Raw genomic sequence first — 16,209 nt, forward strand, 5'->3', positions numbered from 1 at the left:
GAATGGAAAGCACATGAAGCGCCTGCTCAAATACACCCTTGCTCTCCTGTTGATCGCCCTGATCGCCCTGTTCGCCTGGGGTTACGCCCCCGACACCGATCCCGCCGCGATGAAGGCCAAATATGCCAGCGCATCGTCGCAGTTCATCGATGTCGGCGGCGGACTGACCATGCATGTCCGCGATGAGGGCAAGCGCGACGGGCCGGTGCTGGTGTTGCTGCACGGCTCCAACGCTTCGCTCCACACCTGGGAGCCGTGGGTGGCGCGGCTGGGGGCCAAGTACCGGATCATCAGCCTCGATCAGATCGGCCACGGGCTTACCGGACCCAACCCGACCGATCAGTACGATGGTGATGCCTTTGTCGGCACGCTCGATGCCTTGATGGTCAAAATGGGGGTGAGCAAGTTTGCGCTCGCGGGCAATTCGATGGGGGGCTACGTCGCCTGGGAATATGCCCTGGCGCATGGCGACAAGCTGACCCATCTGGTGCTGATCGATGCCGCCGGGCCGCCTGAGGATCCGAACAAGAAGCTGCCGATCGGCTTCAGGATTGCCCGCACCCCGGGGATCAACAAGCTGGCGCTGGTAATTACGCCGCGCTCGTTATTCGAAAGATCGATCCACCAATCGGTATCCAATCAGGCGATCGTCACACCCGCTTCAATCGACCGGTACTGGGAGCTTAATCGCTATCCCGGCAACCGCGCCGCCACCGGGCTGCGCTTTGCCAGCTATGCCGGGCGCCTGCGCGATGTCGGCCGGATGGGCGAAATCAAGGTTCCGACGCTGATCCTGTGGGGCGCAGAGGACAAGCTGGTCCCGGTTTCGGGCGCTGACTGGTTCGCCGCGCGGATTCCCGGCTCGGTCAGGATTGTCTATCCCGGCATCGGCCATATCCCGATGGAAGAGGCGGCAGACCGCTCTGCCGCCGATCTCGATGCTTTCTTGTCTGGCCCCTTCCCAAGCCCCGGCAACATGCCTAGCATCGCGCAGTCAAAACCTTGATTGGAAGAGAGGGTTCGCCATGCAGATGATCCGTACGCTGCTGTTGCTACTCATCGCCATCGCGCTCACCGCCTTCGTCGCGATCAACTGGGATGTCGTGCCGGTGCGGTTCTGGCCGGCGGGTGAAGGCGAATATTTGAAATTCGATTGGCCGGTCGGCTTTGTCGCGTTGTTCTTTTTCTGCCTGGGCATGCTGCCGATGTGGCTGATCCACAAGGGCGCGGCCTGGCGGCTGAAGCGGCGGATTGGCACGCTGGAAAATTCGCTGAAGGCCAACACGGTCGAACCGGCCCCCGCATTCCCCACATCCACCCAGCTAGACGCATCCCAGAAGGACCCGCCGGCGAACCCCTTATGACCAATCCCGTCTACCTTGCCCTCGATTTCCCGCGGCTCGAAACCGCCGAAGCTGTTGCCCGCAAGGTCAAGGCGCACGTTGGCGGGCTCAAGCTGGGGCTCGAATTTTTCTGCGCCCACGGCCACCACGGGGTGCACGAGATTGCCAAGATCGGGCTGCCGCTGTTTCTCGACCTCAAGCTGCACGACATTCCCAATACGGTGGCGGGCGCGATGCAATCGATCCACGTGCTCGAACCGGCGATCGTCACCGTCCACGCCAGCGGCGGGCGGGCGATGATGGAAGATGCCAAGGCGGCGGCGGGCGAACATTGCAAGGTGGTGGCGGTCACGCTGCTCACCAGCCTGGATGAGGGCGACATGACCGCCACCGGGATTGGCGGCAGCGCGCACGATCAGGTGCTGCGGCTGGCGGAGCTTGCGCACAAGGCCGGGCTCGATGGAATCGTCTGTTCGGGGCAAGAGGTTGGCGCGGTCCACGCGCAGTGGAAGGACGGGTTCTTCGTGGTTCCCGGTCTGCGCCCCGCCGATGGCAAGCTGGGTGATCAGAAGCGTGCTGTCACCCCGCGTGCGGCGCGCGATGCCGGAGCCAGCGTGCTGGTGGTCGGCCGCCCGATCAGCCGCGCTGACGATCCGGTTGCTGCCGCGCGGGCCATTGAATCAACGCTGTAAAGGGACCGCAGATGCGTATTCCAATCCTGCTGGTTGCAGCCGCGCTGCTGACCGGCGCAGCTGATACTGTGCCGATCGCCGGCAGTGCCAAGCTGTCGCCCGCAGACCGTGCCGCGATCTCGGCGCTCGAAGCCACAGTGCTGGCGCAAATCAATACCATGGGCGCGGTGCCGACCTTCACCGCCATGGCTGCCGCCGGGTTGCCTGGCGATGCCGCCGGCCAGCTGGCCAAGATCGACGCGGCGTGCGGCAAGGCAAAATCGGCCGAGCGGGTGGAAACGCGGGTGCTCGGATCAAGCTATGTCCGCGAATCGCTGGTGGTCCAGCACGAGAAATGCCTGATCAAATGGGACTTCGCTTTTGCCAAGAACAACGGCACTTGGACCATGAACTATTTCAATTTCAACTCCCCGAATGGCGAATGGTAACTGTCCGGACTGCAACCGTTCAGGTTGACGGGCGTTAAGGGCGGGAGAGCAGAACTTGCCTTCTTACGCAGGAGTATACTGATGAAATCGCTGAAATTTGCGCTGGCCCCGCTCGCGCTTGCCCTTTCCCTGCCCGGAGTTGCCATGGCCCACGATAACCAGCCTGCAATCGCCGCCTCGTCCGCGCTGCTGACGGTATCGGCCGATGGCCGCAGCAACCGCGTGCCCGATCTCGCCGTGTTCAGCGCCGGGGTGACCACGCAAGGCCAGACTGCGGGCGAAGCGCTGCGCGCCAATGCCGCCGCCATGACCCGGGTGATCGCCGCGCTGAAAAAGGCTGGCGTCGCCGAAAAGGACATCCAGACCAGCTCGATCCAGCTCAATCCCGTCTATGGCCAGCCGGTGGTGGGCCCCAATGGTCAGGTGGCGCAGGAACCGCGGATCGTCGGCTATCAGGCGACGAACATGGTCTCCATCAAGGCGCGCGACATCAAGAATTTCGGCAAGGTGCTCGATGCGCTGGTCGCTTCGGGTGCCAACCAGATTTCGGGTCCGAGCTTCCAGATGGCCGATCCTACGGCGGCGATGGACGAAGCCCGTGTCGATGCGATCAAGGCCGCGCGCGGCCGTGCCGATCTCTATGCCAAAGCGGCTGGCTTGCGCGTGGTCCGCGTGGTTTCGATCAGCGAGGGCGGCTACAGCCCGCCGCAGCCCAAATATGCGATGATGGAAGCGCGCACTGCTGATGCCGCCTCCACCCCGATCCAGGCCGGCGAGGTTGAAGCGCAAGTCAGCGTGACGGTGCAGTTCGAACTGGCACCATAAGGCCAACTTGGCTAGGGCGCGGGCCACCATGCCCGCGCCTGCCATCAAACTCTGCGGTCTTAATGACGCTGCCTCGCTCGAGGCGGCTATTGCGGCGCGCGCGGATTATGCGGGGTTCAATTTCTTCCCGCCATCGCCGCGCTATCTGAACCTTGCGGCAGCCAGCGCGCTGGGCGCACAGGCAGCCGGGCGGATCAGCCGCGTTGGCGTTTTCGTCAATGCCAGTGGCGACGCGATCGCCGCTGCCGCCGCTGCGGCCAATCTTGACGCGATCCAGCTTCACGGCGGCGAAAGCCCTGCCGATGCAGCCCGGCTGCGCGGCGCATTGAACCTGCCGGTCTGGAAAGTGCTGAGTGTCGCTTCGCCAGCCGACATCGCCCGTGCCGATGCATACGCAGGTGCAGCCGATTTCATCCTGTTTGACGCCAAGACCCCCAAGGGCACCTTGCCCGGCGGAATGGGTCTGCGCTTTGATTGGTCGCTGCTGGCCGGCTATCGCGGCACGCTGCCGTGGGGGCTTGCCGGGGGGCTGACAGCGGATAACGTCGCCGAAGCTGCGCGCAGCACCCGGGCGCCGCTGGTCGATACTGCCTCGGGGATCGAAAGCGCGCCCGGCATCAAGGACCCCGCCCTGATCGCCGCCTTCTGCGCAGCGGCACGCGGCGCCTAAACCAACGAAAAGGGCGGCCCACCAGTGGACCGCCCTTCGCTCGGTGGCTGGATAAAGCTTTAGAAGCGGAAGCCGACCCCGCCGACCACCGCGTCCGAATCCGGAACGGCATTGCCGGTGAAGTAGTGGCGATATTCCGCCTTCAGATACAGCGGACCGCCGATGCTCTGTTCCACACCGGCACCGGCGTGGTAGCTCGATTCGCACAGGTCGCACGGTTCGGTGCTGTAACCGGCCGCGCCGAACACGCGGGTGGTCGGCCCGGCCTTCACGCCAAGACGCCCGGTCAGACCAAAGGCCACCTTCGTTCCGGTGGCATCGATCTTGTCGCCCGACAGTTCGAGGCCATAGAAGGCCGCCGGACCCAGATCACCGTCGAAACCGATTGCGGCGCCGTAGGTGGCTTCACTGGAGCCGTTCGACCAGATCGCACCGCCGCGCACTTCAGCGCGGGTATCGGCAAGGGCTGGGGTGGCTACGGCCAGCGAGGCGAGCAGCGGCAGGATGAATTTACGCATGTGAGAACTCCTCATCTTGTTCAGCGCCGGTCAAAGCGCGTGCGGCTCAAATGGGACTGACAACCTTGCAGTGCAATGAACCGAACGGAACTAAATTACAGGTTGAAGGCTTACTGTTTCCAATTTGCCACATATTATTCATCTGGCAGCAAACTTTCTTACCAATCGGTTAAGCACCCGTCCCGGCGGACAGGCTGGACTCAACGCTGCCACTCTGCCAATCGCGCACCTGTCATGACCGCAGCACCTAAAAATAATTCGTTTCGCACCCAGCCCGACGAACGTGGACATTTCGGCCAGTTCGGCGGGCGCTACGTCGCCGAAACGCTGATGCCGCTGATTCTCGAGCTTGAGGCTGAGTACACCAAGGCAAAGGCCGATCCGGCGTTTCAGGCCGAGTTCGACGACCTGCTCGAACATTATGTCGGCCGCCCCAGCCCACTCTATTTCGCCCCGCGGCTGACTGAAGAGCTGGGCGGCGCGCAAGTGTGGTTCAAGCGCGACGAATTGAACCACACCGGCGCGCACAAGATCAACAATTGCATCGGCCAGATCCTGCTGGCGATCCGCATGGGCAAAACCCGGATCATCGCCGAGACCGGCGCGGGCCAGCACGGCGTCGCCACCGCCACGGTCTGCGCGCGCTTCGGCCTGCCGTGCGTGGTGTTCATGGGGGCGACCGACGTTGCCCGCCAGGCGCCCAACGTGTTCCGGATGAAGCTGCTCGGCGCCGAAGTGCGCGCAGTTACTGCTGGCGCCGCGACGCTGAAGGACGCGATGAACGAGGCGCTGCGCGATTGGGTCGCCAATGTCCACGACACGTTCTACATCATCGGCACCGCCGCTGGCCCGCACCCCTACCCCGAACTGGTCCGCGATTTTCAGAGCGTGATCGGCAAGGAAGCCCGCGCGCAGATGCTCAGCCGCACCGGCCGCCTGCCCGATCTGCTGGTCGCGGCGATTGGCGGGGGCAGCAATTCGATCGGCCTATTTCATCCGTTCCTCGATGATCCCGAAGTGAAAATGCTGGGCGTGGAAGCTGCCGGGCACGGGCTCGACAAGGAACACGCCGCCAGCCTTGCGGGCGGACGCCCCGGCATTCTCCACGGCAACAAGACCTACCTGTTGCAGGACGCCGACGGCCAGATCACCGAAGGCCACTCGATCAGCGCGGGGCTCGACTATCCTGGGATCGGGCCGGAACACGCCTGGCTGCGCGATGTCGGCCGGGTGGATTACACTTCGGTGACCGACACGGAGGCGCTCGACGGCTTTCAGCTGTTATGCCGCACCGAAGGCATCATCCCCGCACTCGAACCTGCTCACGCGATTGCGGCAGTGAAGAAGATTGCGCCGACGATGGACAAGGATCAGATCATCCTGCTCAACCTATGCGGGCGCGGCGACAAGGATATTTTCTCGGTGGCGGAGCATCTGGGGGTAGAGTTGTGAAGCGGGATCGCAGACTGCTTATCCCTCTGACCCTGCTGATCGTCGCCATGGTAGCACTTGGTTGTCAGGCGATTATCGTTTCGCATTACATCCATTCATCAGTTTTGGATCCCAACTGGGAATCATTCGTTCACCTCTATGGCGTTAAGGCTCCCGAAAAGGGGCCTGAACAGTATTGCTTCGACTATTGCACGCCAAAACTTCCCTTTCTTTTCGGCTGGACGGGAATCGGCTGCTTCGTTGCGGGCCTAATTTGTCTGGCTGTCATCTGGTGGAAGCCAAAGCCATGACCCGTTTGTCCAACGCCTTCTCGCGCGGCCCCGCCCTCGTCACTTTCGTAACCGGCGGCGATGGCCCGACCGCCGCAATCCTCGACGCGCTCGTCGAAGGCGGCGCGGATGTGATCGAGTTGGGGATGCCGTTCACCGATCCGATGGCTGATGGCCCGGTGATCCAGCAGGCCAATTTGCGCAGCCTTGGCGCGGGCACGACCACGGCGGATATCTTCGCCATCGCCGCCGCATTCCGCGCGCGTCACCCTGAGGTGCCGCTGGTGCTGATGGGCTATGCCAACCCGATGGTGACGCGCGGCTCTGAATGGTTCGCCGCCGAATGCGTCAAGTCCGGGGTCGACGGGGTGATCTGCGTCGATATCCCGCCTGAGGAAGACCCCGAACTGGGCCCCGCTCTGCGCGGCGCCGGGGTCAGCCTGATCCGGCTTGCCACCCCCACCACCGATGCGGCGCGGCTGCCGGCGGTGCTCGATGGCTCGTCAGGCTTCCTCTACTACGTCTCGGTCGCCGGGATCACCGGGCTGCAGCAAGCCGCGCAGACCTCGATTGAAGAAGCCGTGGCGCGGCTGAAAGCCAAGGCCACGATCCCCGTTGCGGTCGGCTTTGGCGTCCGCACGCCGCAGCAGGCAGCAGCCATCGCCAAAGTGGCGGACGGCGTCGTAGTTGGCTCGGCACTGGTCGAGCTGGTCGCGCAGCACGGCGCAAATGCCGCAGGGCCGGTGCGTGAATTGACGCGTGCGCTCGCCGAGGCTGTGCATTCGGCTAGGCAGGAATAGTTCACGCAGAGGCGCGGAGAAGAAAGTTGAGGCGCAGAGATGCTGTGAATGCGGCACAGCCGCCTTTGTTCTGATGGCTTCAGCAAAACGCACCCTTAAAATGGCTCAGTCCGCCTGCGGCGGAAACCTGATCCTCTGCGCCTCCCTTTCTTCTCTGCGCCTCTGCGCGAACTCCTTTTTCCTCCCATCCCCACTCGCAAACCCTCGAACACTGCGCTAAAGCTGCGCTATGAGCTGGATCGATCGTGTTCGCAAAGCGCTGCCTTTTCAGGACAAGCGCGATACCCCTGACAACCTGTGGATCAGCTGCCCTTCGTGCAAGGAAATGCTGTTTGCCAAGGAATATGAGGAAAACCTCAGCGTCTGCCCGCGCTGCGATCATCACGGCCGGATCGGCACCGATGCGCGGTTTGCACAGTTGCTGGATGATGGCTTCACGGTGCTCGACAGCCCCAAGGTCAAGGAAGACCCGCTCAAATTCCGCGACCAGAAGAAGTATCCCGATCGGCTCAAGGCCGCGCGGCTCGCCAATCCGCATCCCGATGCGCTGACCAATGCGCTGGGTGCAGTCGATGGCCACAAATGCGTGCTTGGCGTGCAGGATTTCGCCTTCATGGGCGGATCGATGGGCATGGCGGTTGGATCGGCGTTCGTTTCGGGCGTGGACCGGGCGATCAAGGAAAAGTGCGCCTATGTGATCTGCACCGCGGCCGGCGGCGCGCGGATGCAGGAGGGCATCCTCAGTCTGATGCAGATGCCCAAAGCAACCGTGGCGATCAGCCGGCTGAAGCGCGCTGGCCTGCCCTATGTGGTGGTGCTGACCGATCCCACCACCGGCGGGGTAACCGCCAGCTATGCCATGCTCGGCGATGTCCACATTGCCGAGCCCGAATGCCTGATCGGCTTTGCGGGGCAACGCGTGATCCAGGACACGATCCGCGAAAAACTGCCCGAAGGCTTCCAGCGCGCCGAATACCTTTATGAGCACGGCATGGTCGATATGGTGGTGCACCGCCACAAGCTGAAGGCGGCGCTGGCCAGCGTGCTCGATTATCTGGGCGCGGCGAAAGCGGCGTGACCCCTCCGACCTCCGCTGCGCTCCGGCCACCTCCCCATCGCAAGTCGATGGGGAGAAACCGCAACTGATCGTTCTCCCCATCGACTTGCGATGGGGAGGTGGCAGCGCGAAGCGCTGACGGAGGGGCAACTGCGCGACTTCGCCACCTCCGATAACCCGCGCGTGCAGGCGCAGCTTGATCGCCTCGGCGCGCTGACGCTGCCCACCGGGCGGCTGGGGCTGGAGGTGATCCACGCGCTGCTGGCGCGGCTGGGCGATCCGCACAAGGACCTGCCGCCGGTGTTCCACGTTGCCGGGACCAACGGCAAGGGCAGCACCTGCGCCTATCTGCGCGCCATGCTGGAGGCCGAAGGCTACACCGTCCACGCCGCGACAAAGCCGCACCTCGTGCGCTACAACGAACGCATCCGCGTGGCCGGCAAGCTGATCGGGGACGACCTGTTGGCCGACCTGTTGCAGGAAGTGCTAGACAAGGGCGAGGACCTGAACCCCAGCTTCTTCGAAGTGACCACCGCCGCCACCTTCCTCGCCTTTCACCGCATTCCGGCCGATGTCTGCGTGATCGAGGTTGGGCTTGGCGGGCGCTTCGATGCGACCAATGTGCTCGATCACCAGGCTGCCTGCGGGATCGCCACCTTGGGGATCGATCATGAGGCCTTCCTGCTGGTGCCCGAAGAGGGCGTGCCGCAAGACCCGCTGTGCCGGATCGCGTTCGAGAAGGCCGGAATCGCCCGGCCCGGCGTCCCGCTGGTGACCCAGACCTATCCGCCCGCGGTGACCAAGGCCGTGATCGATCAGGCGATGGTGGCGGGCGCAAAGACTGCCATACGCGGGCTCGACTGGTTTGCCGACGTGGGCGAAAGCATAGCCTATCGCGACCGCTTCGGCGAACTCACCTTGCCGCTGCCGGCGCTGGTCGGAAGCCATCAGGCTGACAATGCCGCGCTGGCCGTGGCGATGCTGCGCCACCAATCGCAAGTGCAGGTTTCGCCCGAAGCCATGGCCCGGGGCATCCGCACCGCGCGCTGGCCGGCACGGCTGCAAGTGCTGGGTGAAGGCCCGCTGACTGCACTGGTCCCGGGCCGCAGGGTCTGGCTGGACGGCGGGCACAATGTCGATGCCGGGCTGGCGATTGCCGCGTACTTTGAGGAGGGCGTCGATGCCCACCCCGCTGCGACTAACCTCGCTGACGCTCGGCAAGTCTCGCTCCCCTCCCGCTTGCGGGAGGGGTTGGGGGTGGGCCAGTCGGCCAAATTCCACCTCATCACCGGCATGCTCTCCAGCAAGGACCCTGCGGCGATCGTCGCGCCGCTCAAAGGACAACTGCTCAGTCTGTCGGTGGTCCCCGCGCCGGGGCACGAAGCGCACGCGCCTGAGGAGATCGCGCGCCATGCCGATCTGCCGGTCTGGCCCTACCCCGATGTCGAGACCGCCCTGCGCGCGCTGCCGCCCGAAGGTGACGTGCTGATCGCCGGTTCGCTTTACCTCGCCGGTGAAGTGCTGCGACTCAACCGGGAGTTCCCGGACTAGGTCTTGGCGGGTTGAGCCTCATGCCCGTCGTCCTCGGTGCTCGGCTGGCGGATCGACTGAACCAGATAACCTTTGTTCCACAGCAGCCACAGCAGCAGCATCCCCGGGATCGCGGCGATAATGGTGAAGCCCCAGAAGGCGGTCCAGCCCAATTCCTTGGCTAACACCCCCGCTGGTGAGGCCAGCCAGGTGCGTCCGAATGCCGCAAATGAAGACAGCAGCGCAAATTGCGTCGCGGTGTAAGCCAGGCTGGAAAGCCCTGAGAGATAGGTGGTGAAGACCGTCAGCCCGATCCCGCTGGTCAGGTTTTCCGTGACGATCGCCGAAACCAGCACCCAGTAATTGTTGCCCGACACCGCCAGAACCATGAACATCACGTTCGAGAACATCATCAGCAGGCCCGAGATCAGCAGCGCCCGGCCCATCCCCAGCCACAGGATGAACGGCGCACCCAGCGCTGAGCCCACAATCAACGCGGCAAAGCCCCACAGCTTGTTGGCTGAAACATAATCCAGATCGGCAAAACCAAGATCGACGATCATCGGCCCCAGCATGGTCTGGCCCATCGCATCGCCAACCTTGTAGACCAGCACGAAGCCAAGGATCAGGAAGGCCCCATGGCGGCCCAGGAATTCGCGGAACGGGTTGTAGATCGTCTCTTTTAGCCATTGCCCCGCAGTCATCCCCGCGGCTTCGGCATAGCGATCAACGAACTTGCCCGGTCCGGCCCAGATCGCCCCGACAATGGCCGGGATGATCGCCAGCGCGGTCAAACCGTAAGCAATCGCCCAGCCCAGCCCCAGACCTTCGGCCGACGCGAGATAGACCGTGCCCGCGCCCGCGATAAGGTTGCCGGTGCGATAGCCGAACTGGTTGGTGGCGGTGCCATGGGCGAATTCATCTTCTTCCAGGATTTCGATGCGGAACGCGTCGATCACGATGTCCTGCGTCGCCGAAAGGAATGCCGTCGCAATCGCCCAGAATACGAACGCCCCCATATGTCCGGAGCCGGGATCGCTGGCACCCAATTGCCAGATCGAAACGAACAACAGCGCCTGCACGAAAAACAGCCAGCCGCGGCGCTGGCCAAAGGTCTTGGTCAGGAACGGCAGCGGGAGCTTGTCGACCAGCGGTGCCCACAGAAACTTGATCGTATAGGGCGTGCCCAACGCCACCGCAAAACCGATCGTGGCGGTATCGATCCCCACTTTGGCCAGCCAGAATGTCATCGTGGCGACCAGCAGCGTCAGCGGAAATCCGCTCGAAATGCCGAGCAGGAAAGTGATGACCGGGTTCTTGCGCAGATAGGGTTTGAATGCCTTGACCCGGGTTGCAACCAACGCGAGGCCGACCAGAACGCCAACGAAAATGATGAACCGAACCAGATCGACCGACATCGCGAACCCCTCAATGAATTTTGCCGGGAACCTAGCGCAGAAATACGCTATGACCAGCCCCATGGAGAAGACATCCACGCTTCCCGGCACTTTGCCGACCGCCGGCCAACTGGCCCTGGCCGAGCAGATCGTGCACGGCATCTCGCGCACCAACCACGCGGTCCAGACGGTGCCGACCGCCGTCTATACCGATCCTGAACACTTCGCGCGCGAACAGGCGCTGCTGTTTGGCCGGGCGCCGCAGGTGCTGTGCCCATCGGCGCTGATCCCGCAGCCCAATATGGCGGTGCCGCATGATGCCGCCGGACGGCCGTTGCTGATCAGCCGTGACGGGGACGGCAAAGCGCACGTCTTCCTCAACGTCTGTCGCCACCGCGGCACCCGGCTGGTCGAAGGCAGCGACGTCCAGTGTTCGAAGCGGATTACCTGCCCCTATCATGCCTGGACCTATGCCACCGACGGGCGGCTGCTCGCCCTGCCCCGGCCCGATGCCTTCCCCGGGCTCGAAAAGGCGGACCATGGCCTGATCGAACTGGAAAGCTGTGAAGCGGGCGGATTGATCTGGTACGCACCAAAAGGCGCGGCGGACTTTGCCGATGCCCGCACGCTTGGTGCCGATTTCGATGCCTTTGCCATGGCCAAGCTGCACCTGTTCCGCCGCAACACGCATGATGTGGCTTCCAACTGGAAGCTGATCATGGATGCCTTCCTCGAAAGCTACCACGTCTCGCGGCTTCATTCCGAAACGATCGGTCCGTTCTTCCGCGACGGCGTATCGAGCGGCGACACCGTCGGCCCGCACCAGCGCAGCTTCGTTGCCCGCGCCGCCGAGCTTGAAGGCGCCGATCTGAACGACATGGCGGTGCTGCGCCGTGTCGGCACCTATGCCTATCAGCTGTTCCCCGCCACCGTGCTGGTGATCAGCCCCGATTACATCAACGTCATGACGCTGTGGCCGCAGGGCGTGAACCGCACGCTGGTCGAAGATTTCATGCTGATCCCCGAAGAACCGCAAAGCGACAAGGCCCGTGATCACTGGGAACGGAGCTGGCAGCTGCTCGATGGCAAGGTGTTCGGCGGCGAAGATTTTCGCGCCGCTGCACTGGGTCAGCAAGGGCTGGAAAGCGGCGCGATTGACCACTTGACCCTCGGTACGCTCGAAGGCGGGATCCGCCTGTTCTACGAAATTTGCACAGAGCAGATGGCCGCTGCTGAATAGATCCTCTCCATTTTCACGCAGTGCAAATGGGGAGGTGGATCGCCGCAGGCGAGACGGAGGGGTATCGACGCCAGCGTCCAGACCCCTTCGTCAGTCGCTGGCGCGACTGCACCTCCCCATTTGTGGCATTCGCCAAAAATGGAGAGGATCACAGGATAGATGACGTAGCGCGGTAGTCTCGCTATGGGCCGCACATGACCTCCCCTGAAAACGCTCCCCGTGACGGTGACCGCATCGCCAAATTGCTTGCCCGCGCCGGGATTGCCAGCCGCCGCGAGATCGAACGGATGATTACCGATGGGCGGATCAAGCTGAACGGTGAAGTGCTGACCACCCCGGCCACCGTGCTCAAGTCGCTGAAGGGCGTGACGGTGGATGACAAGCCGGTCAAGGCGGCTGAGGCGGCCCGGCTGTTCCTGTTCCACAAGCCGGCCGGCCTGCTCACCGCAGAAAACGATCCGGCCGGGCGGCCCACTATCTACACCGCACTGCGCAATGCCTTGCCTGAGGATGCCGGGCGGGTGATGCCGGTCGGGCGGCTTGACTACAACACCGAAGGTCTGTTGATCCTGACCAACGACGGCGAATTGAAGCGGGCGATGGAGCTACCTTCCAGCGGCCTGCCGCGCACTTACCGCGCACGCACTTATGGCGAAATCACGCAGGAACAGCTTGAAAGCCTGGCCGAAGGGATCGAGATCGACGGCATGCGTTATGGCCGGATCGATGCCAACATGGAGCGCCGCACCGGGCGCAACCAGTGGATCGAACTGACCATCCGCGAAGGCAAGAACCGCGAAGTACGCCGGGTGCTGGAATTTTTCGGCCTGGAAGTCAGCCGGCTGATGCGGACCTCATATGGCCCGTTCGAACTGCTCGATCTGGGGCGCGGGCAGGCGGTCGAAATCAGGCAGCTTGATGTCGAGAAGTTCCGGCGGGGCCTGCTGGGCGGATCGGCTTCGGATGCGCCGCTTTCCGCACCAGAGCAGGCCCGCGCACGGATTTCCCGGTCCAGCCCGCGCAAGGCTCCGGTTGGACCAGCCCCGGCTGCGCGTGCCGGCAAGCCCGCTCCACGCGGGTCTATTCCGGGTAAGCCCCCTTCACGCGGGTCTGGCTCGGGCAAGCCCGCTCCGCGCGGGTCTGGTCCGCGTGGGTCTGGACCCGGAACACCCCCTCCTCGCGGAACTGGCACGGGCAAGCCCGCTCCACGCGGGTCTGGCCCAGGTAAGCCCGCCAATCGCAAGCCCGCTCAGCGCAAGCCCGGCCCGCGCAAATGAGCATCAGGATTATTGCCGGCCAGTGGCGCGCGCGCAAATTACAGGTTCCGGCGGGCGAAACCACCCGTCCCACGGCGGATCGGACCCGCGAAACCCTTTTTTCGATGCTGGTCAGCCGCCTCGGCAGTTTTGAAGGATTGAGCGTGGCGGATCTGTTCGCCGGATCGGGCGCGCTCGGCCTCGAAGCCTTGTCCCGCGGGGCGGCTAGCTGCATTTTCGTGGAACAGGATGCCGCCGCGATCCGGACGCTGCGCAGTAATATCGCCAATCTCCAGGCCGCGCCGCAATGCGATGTGCGCGCCGCTTCGGTGCTTTCGCTTGGTCCGGCGAGGGCGCCACTCGATCTGGTTCTGCTCGATCCGCCCTACCAGACCGGTGCGGGCGAAGTGGCGCTCGGCAAATTGCAGCGGCTCGGTTGGATCGGCCCCGCTACCTGGGTCAGCCTTGAAACCGCGTATAACGAGATGCCCACTGTCAAAGGCCTCGACATGATCGCCGATCGCAAGGTCGGCACGGCGCGGATCAGCTTGTTGCGGATGCAGGCCGACTCTTGACCGGGCGGGTTTTCGGGCGCAGCCATTGCTCCGGGTCGCTTCAACAGGAGAGACCGCCGTGCCAAGATCAAAACTGCTCCGCTTCTTGTCAGCCACTGCCGCGCTAGCGCTTGTCGCAGGCTGCGCGAAAGCACCAACCATCGACAGCGCCAAGGTCGGTGACGAGGTCAAGACAAGCATGACCGAAATGGTCGCCGCCTTTGCCGCGCGCGATGCCGACAAGGCGGTCTCGTGGGACGCGCCCGATTTTGTCGGGATGTACCACGGCACACCAAACGTGGTCGGTCAGGAAGCCGATCGCGCCTTGACAAAGGAGCAGGTCGCCGATCCAGCGATGAAACTCTCGGTCAGCGATGCCGTGGTCGATGTTGCCGCATCGGGCGATCTTGCGGTGTGGCGCGCCACCTACAATTACACTTACACCGATCCCACGACCAAGAAGGCCAGGACCGAAGTGGGCAATTGGGTGGTCGGCTGGAAGCGCGGTGCCGACGGACAAATGAAAGAAGCCTGGGGCGTGGTATCAGACACTCCCGCCCCTGCAGCAGTCGTTCCACCGGCTTGATCGCGACGCACGCACGGGGCCGATCAGGCCTCGTGCGCAGGGCGCGCCAGGCTGACCCCCACCACGGTCAGCGCGCCGGCGGCGACCAGCAGCAGCCCGATCGATCCGCCGTACCCCATATTGCTCATCTGCTTGGCCAGCAGCGGGGTCACCGCGCCGCCCAGGATGCCGCCCACATTGAAGGCCACCGATACGCCGGTATAGCGGACCCCCACCGGGTAAAGCGAAGTCAGCCAACCGCCCAGCGGGCCATAGACAAAGCCCATCGTGAACAGCGCGGTGGCGAGCGTGGCGAAGACCGCCAGCCCCGATCCCGATTGCAACCCGGCGGCGAAGACCAGCCCGACCAGCACGGTTGCAGCAGCGCCGATCAGCAGAACCCTGCGCGCGCCGATCCGGTCGGCCCACCACGCCGCCAACACGATACCCAAGGCCAGAAACGTGTTGGCCCCCAGTTGCAGCATCAGGAACTGTTCGCGCGGCCAGCCCAGTTTCTTCGTCGCCAGATCAAGCGCGAAGGCCGTGGATAGATAGAACAGCGCAAAACACGCCACCACCCCGGCACTGCCCGCCAGCACCGCGCCCCAGTGATGGCGCAGCAAAGTACCCAGCGGTACTGCAGGCGGCGCAGCGTGGCGAAGCGCCTCACGGAACGCCGGCGTTTCGGACAGGTTGAGCCGCACCCACAGGCCGATGCCAACCAGCACCACGCTGGCCAGAAACGGCACACGCCAGCCCCAGGCCAGAAAATCGGCCTCGCTCAGGCTCATCCCCAGCATCAGGAACAGCCCATTGGCAGCCAGAAACCCCAGCGGAGCGCCCAGCTGCGGCGCCGCGCCAAAGCGCGCTTCCCATCCCTTGGGCGCATTCTCCACCGCCAGCAGCGCCGCCCCGCCCCATTCGCCGCCAAGGCCAAAGCCCTGGCCAAAGCGCAGCAGGCACAGCAGCAGCGGGGCAAGGAACCCGGCGCTGGCATAGCCCGGCAGGAACGCCACCAGCAGTGTCGATCCGCCCATCAGCAGCAGCGAGGCAACCAGCGTGGCCTTGCGCCCCACCCGGTCGCCGAAATGGCCAAAGGCGATCGCGCCGATCGGCCGGGCAATGAACGCGAGGCCAAAGACCATGAAGGCCTGCAGGCCTTGCGCCTCGGGGCTGCTCTGCGGAAAGAACAGCCCGCCGAAAACCAGCGCGGTGGCGGTCGCGAAGACATAGAAATCATAGAATTCCACCGCCGTGCCGGTCAGTGAGGCAGTGAGGACACGGGCGTTCTTGCGGATCGGGTGCATAGCCGCGCTGACTTGTCGCTCGAACCGCCCAAGTCAAGTTTCACTGCTACCTGATCCACCCCGAAAAATGTCTCGCGAAGAAATCATGTCCTGTTACTGTTTGAAAAAGGTCAGGCGTTTCACGGGCGAAGAGGCGAAGTATGGCAAAGATTTTTATCGGGAAATCCGGCTTGTTAACGGTAGTTTGGCTGCAACTGGCGCTGCTTGCGTTGACAACTGCTCCCGCCGTTTCGGCCGGCAGGGATGTGGTCGGCTATGAACTTGAAGGCGTGCGGTTTTCACCGGAAGAGCGCACCAGACTTAACG

17 protein-coding genes and 1 pseudogene are annotated in these 16,209 nt (G+C 63.8%); 15 read left to right on the forward strand and 3 right to left on the reverse strand.

The window, feature by feature from the left end; translation table 11 throughout:
- Nucleotides 1-13: 13 nt before the first annotated feature.
- The 6 genes from RMN99_RS12620 to RMN99_RS12645 all read left to right on the forward strand — a co-directional run bounded on the left by RMN99_RS12620 (nt 14) and on the right by RMN99_RS12645 (nt 3,958).
- A complete protein-coding gene (locus RMN99_RS12620) occupies nt 14-1,006 on the forward strand; it encodes an alpha/beta hydrolase (protein ID WP_309623671.1) in 993 nt (330 codons plus the stop codon).
- Between the two features lie 19 nt (nt 1,007-1,025).
- Nucleotides 1,026-1,364, forward strand: a complete 339-nt coding sequence (locus RMN99_RS12625) for a LapA family protein (RefSeq protein WP_309623672.1) — start codon at nt 1,026-1,028, stop codon at nt 1,362-1,364.
- Entirely contained in the window at nt 1,361-2,035 is a 675-nt protein-coding gene (gene pyrF, locus RMN99_RS12630) for an orotidine-5'-phosphate decarboxylase (RefSeq protein ID WP_309623673.1), read from the forward strand. The genes RMN99_RS12625 and pyrF overlap by 4 nt, the downstream gene beginning before the upstream one ends.
- Before the next feature lie 11 nt (nt 2,036-2,046).
- Nucleotides 2,047-2,463 carry a hypothetical protein gene (locus tag RMN99_RS12635; protein WP_309623674.1) on the forward strand — a complete coding sequence of 139 codons (417 nt, stop codon included), beginning with the start codon at nt 2,047-2,049 and terminating at the stop codon, nt 2,461-2,463.
- A gap of 81 nt (nt 2,464-2,544) precedes the next feature.
- Nucleotides 2,545-3,288, forward strand: a complete 744-nt coding sequence (locus RMN99_RS12640; RefSeq protein ID WP_309623675.1) for an SIMPL domain-containing protein — start codon at nt 2,545-2,547, stop codon at nt 3,286-3,288.
- 28 nt (nt 3,289-3,316) lie between these two features.
- Nucleotides 3,317-3,958, forward strand: coding sequence for a phosphoribosylanthranilate isomerase (locus RMN99_RS12645; RefSeq protein ID WP_309623676.1), 642 nt, complete (start codon nt 3,317-3,319; stop codon nt 3,956-3,958).
- 59 nt (nt 3,959-4,017) lie between these two features.
- On the opposite strand, the gene RMN99_RS12650 is transcribed toward RMN99_RS12645, so the two are convergent.
- Nucleotides 4,018-4,476, reverse strand: a complete 459-nt coding sequence (locus tag RMN99_RS12650) for a hypothetical protein (protein ID WP_309623677.1) — start codon at nt 4,474-4,476, stop codon at nt 4,018-4,020.
- Between the two features lie 234 nt (nt 4,477-4,710).
- On the opposite strand from RMN99_RS12650, the gene trpB reads away from it, so the two are divergent.
- The 5 genes from trpB (at nt 4,711) to RMN99_RS12675 (ending at nt 9,605) form a co-directional block, all read left to right on the forward strand.
- Nucleotides 4,711-5,928 carry a tryptophan synthase subunit beta gene (trpB, locus tag RMN99_RS12655; protein WP_309623678.1) on the forward strand — a complete coding sequence of 406 codons (1,218 nt, stop codon included), beginning with the start codon at nt 4,711-4,713 and terminating at the stop codon, nt 5,926-5,928.
- A complete protein-coding gene (locus RMN99_RS12660; protein ID WP_309623679.1) occupies nt 5,925-6,218 on the forward strand; it encodes a hypothetical protein in 294 nt (97 codons plus the stop codon). Before trpB ends, RMN99_RS12660 begins: the two co-directional genes overlap by 4 nt.
- The gene (trpA, locus tag RMN99_RS12665; RefSeq protein ID WP_309623680.1) at nt 6,215-6,997 is read left to right on the forward strand and encodes a tryptophan synthase subunit alpha; all 783 of its coding nucleotides are present in this window, start codon (nt 6,215-6,217) and stop codon (nt 6,995-6,997) included. Before RMN99_RS12660 ends, trpA begins: the two co-directional genes overlap by 4 nt.
- A gap of 229 nt (nt 6,998-7,226) precedes the next feature.
- Nucleotides 7,227-8,075, forward strand: a complete 849-nt coding sequence (gene accD / locus RMN99_RS12670; protein ID WP_309623681.1) for an acetyl-CoA carboxylase, carboxyltransferase subunit beta — start codon at nt 7,227-7,229, stop codon at nt 8,073-8,075.
- A 129-nt stretch (nt 8,076-8,204) separates the two neighbouring features.
- Entirely contained in the window at nt 8,205-9,605 is a 1,401-nt protein-coding gene (locus tag RMN99_RS12675; RefSeq protein WP_309623689.1) for a folylpolyglutamate synthase/dihydrofolate synthase family protein, read from the forward strand.
- Here RMN99_RS12675 and RMN99_RS12680 read toward each other — a convergent pair.
- Nucleotides 9,602-11,002, reverse strand: coding sequence for an AmpG family muropeptide MFS transporter (locus RMN99_RS12680; protein WP_309623682.1), 1,401 nt, complete (start codon nt 11,000-11,002; stop codon nt 9,602-9,604). The two genes, RMN99_RS12675 and RMN99_RS12680, sit on opposite strands and share 4 nt — an antisense overlap.
- 49 nt (nt 11,003-11,051) lie before the next feature.
- Between RMN99_RS12680 and RMN99_RS12685 the strand changes: the two genes are divergently transcribed.
- From RMN99_RS12685 to RMN99_RS12700, 4 genes and pseudogenes are all read left to right on the forward strand, one after another.
- Nucleotides 11,052-12,221 (forward strand): aromatic ring-hydroxylating dioxygenase subunit alpha, encoded by a 1,170-nt coding sequence (locus RMN99_RS12685; RefSeq protein WP_309623683.1) that lies wholly within the window; start codon nt 11,052-11,054, stop codon nt 12,219-12,221.
- 194 nt (nt 12,222-12,415) lie between these two features.
- Nucleotides 12,416-13,165 (forward strand): annotated as a pseudogene (locus RMN99_RS12690) (pseudouridine synthase); the annotation flags it as partial.
- A gap of 329 nt (nt 13,166-13,494) precedes the next feature.
- Entirely contained in the window at nt 13,495-14,052 is a 558-nt protein-coding gene (rsmD, locus tag RMN99_RS12695) for a 16S rRNA (guanine(966)-N(2))-methyltransferase RsmD (protein ID WP_309623684.1), read from the forward strand.
- Between the two features lie 58 nt (nt 14,053-14,110).
- Nucleotides 14,111-14,617, forward strand: a complete 507-nt coding sequence (locus tag RMN99_RS12700; protein WP_309623685.1) for a nuclear transport factor 2 family protein — start codon at nt 14,111-14,113, stop codon at nt 14,615-14,617.
- Nucleotides 14,618-14,640: 23 nt separating this feature from the next.
- Here RMN99_RS12700 and RMN99_RS12705 read toward each other — a convergent pair whose 3' ends face one another.
- Nucleotides 14,641-15,903, reverse strand: coding sequence for an MFS transporter (locus tag RMN99_RS12705; RefSeq protein ID WP_309623686.1), 1,263 nt, complete (start codon nt 15,901-15,903; stop codon nt 14,641-14,643).
- Nucleotides 15,904-16,209 lie beyond the last annotated feature (306 nt).

Origin of the sequence: Novosphingobium sp. (assembly GCF_031417815.1) — a bacterium.
In the GTDB taxonomy this organism is placed as follows: domain Bacteria; phylum Pseudomonadota; class Alphaproteobacteria; order Sphingomonadales; family Sphingomonadaceae; genus Novosphingobium.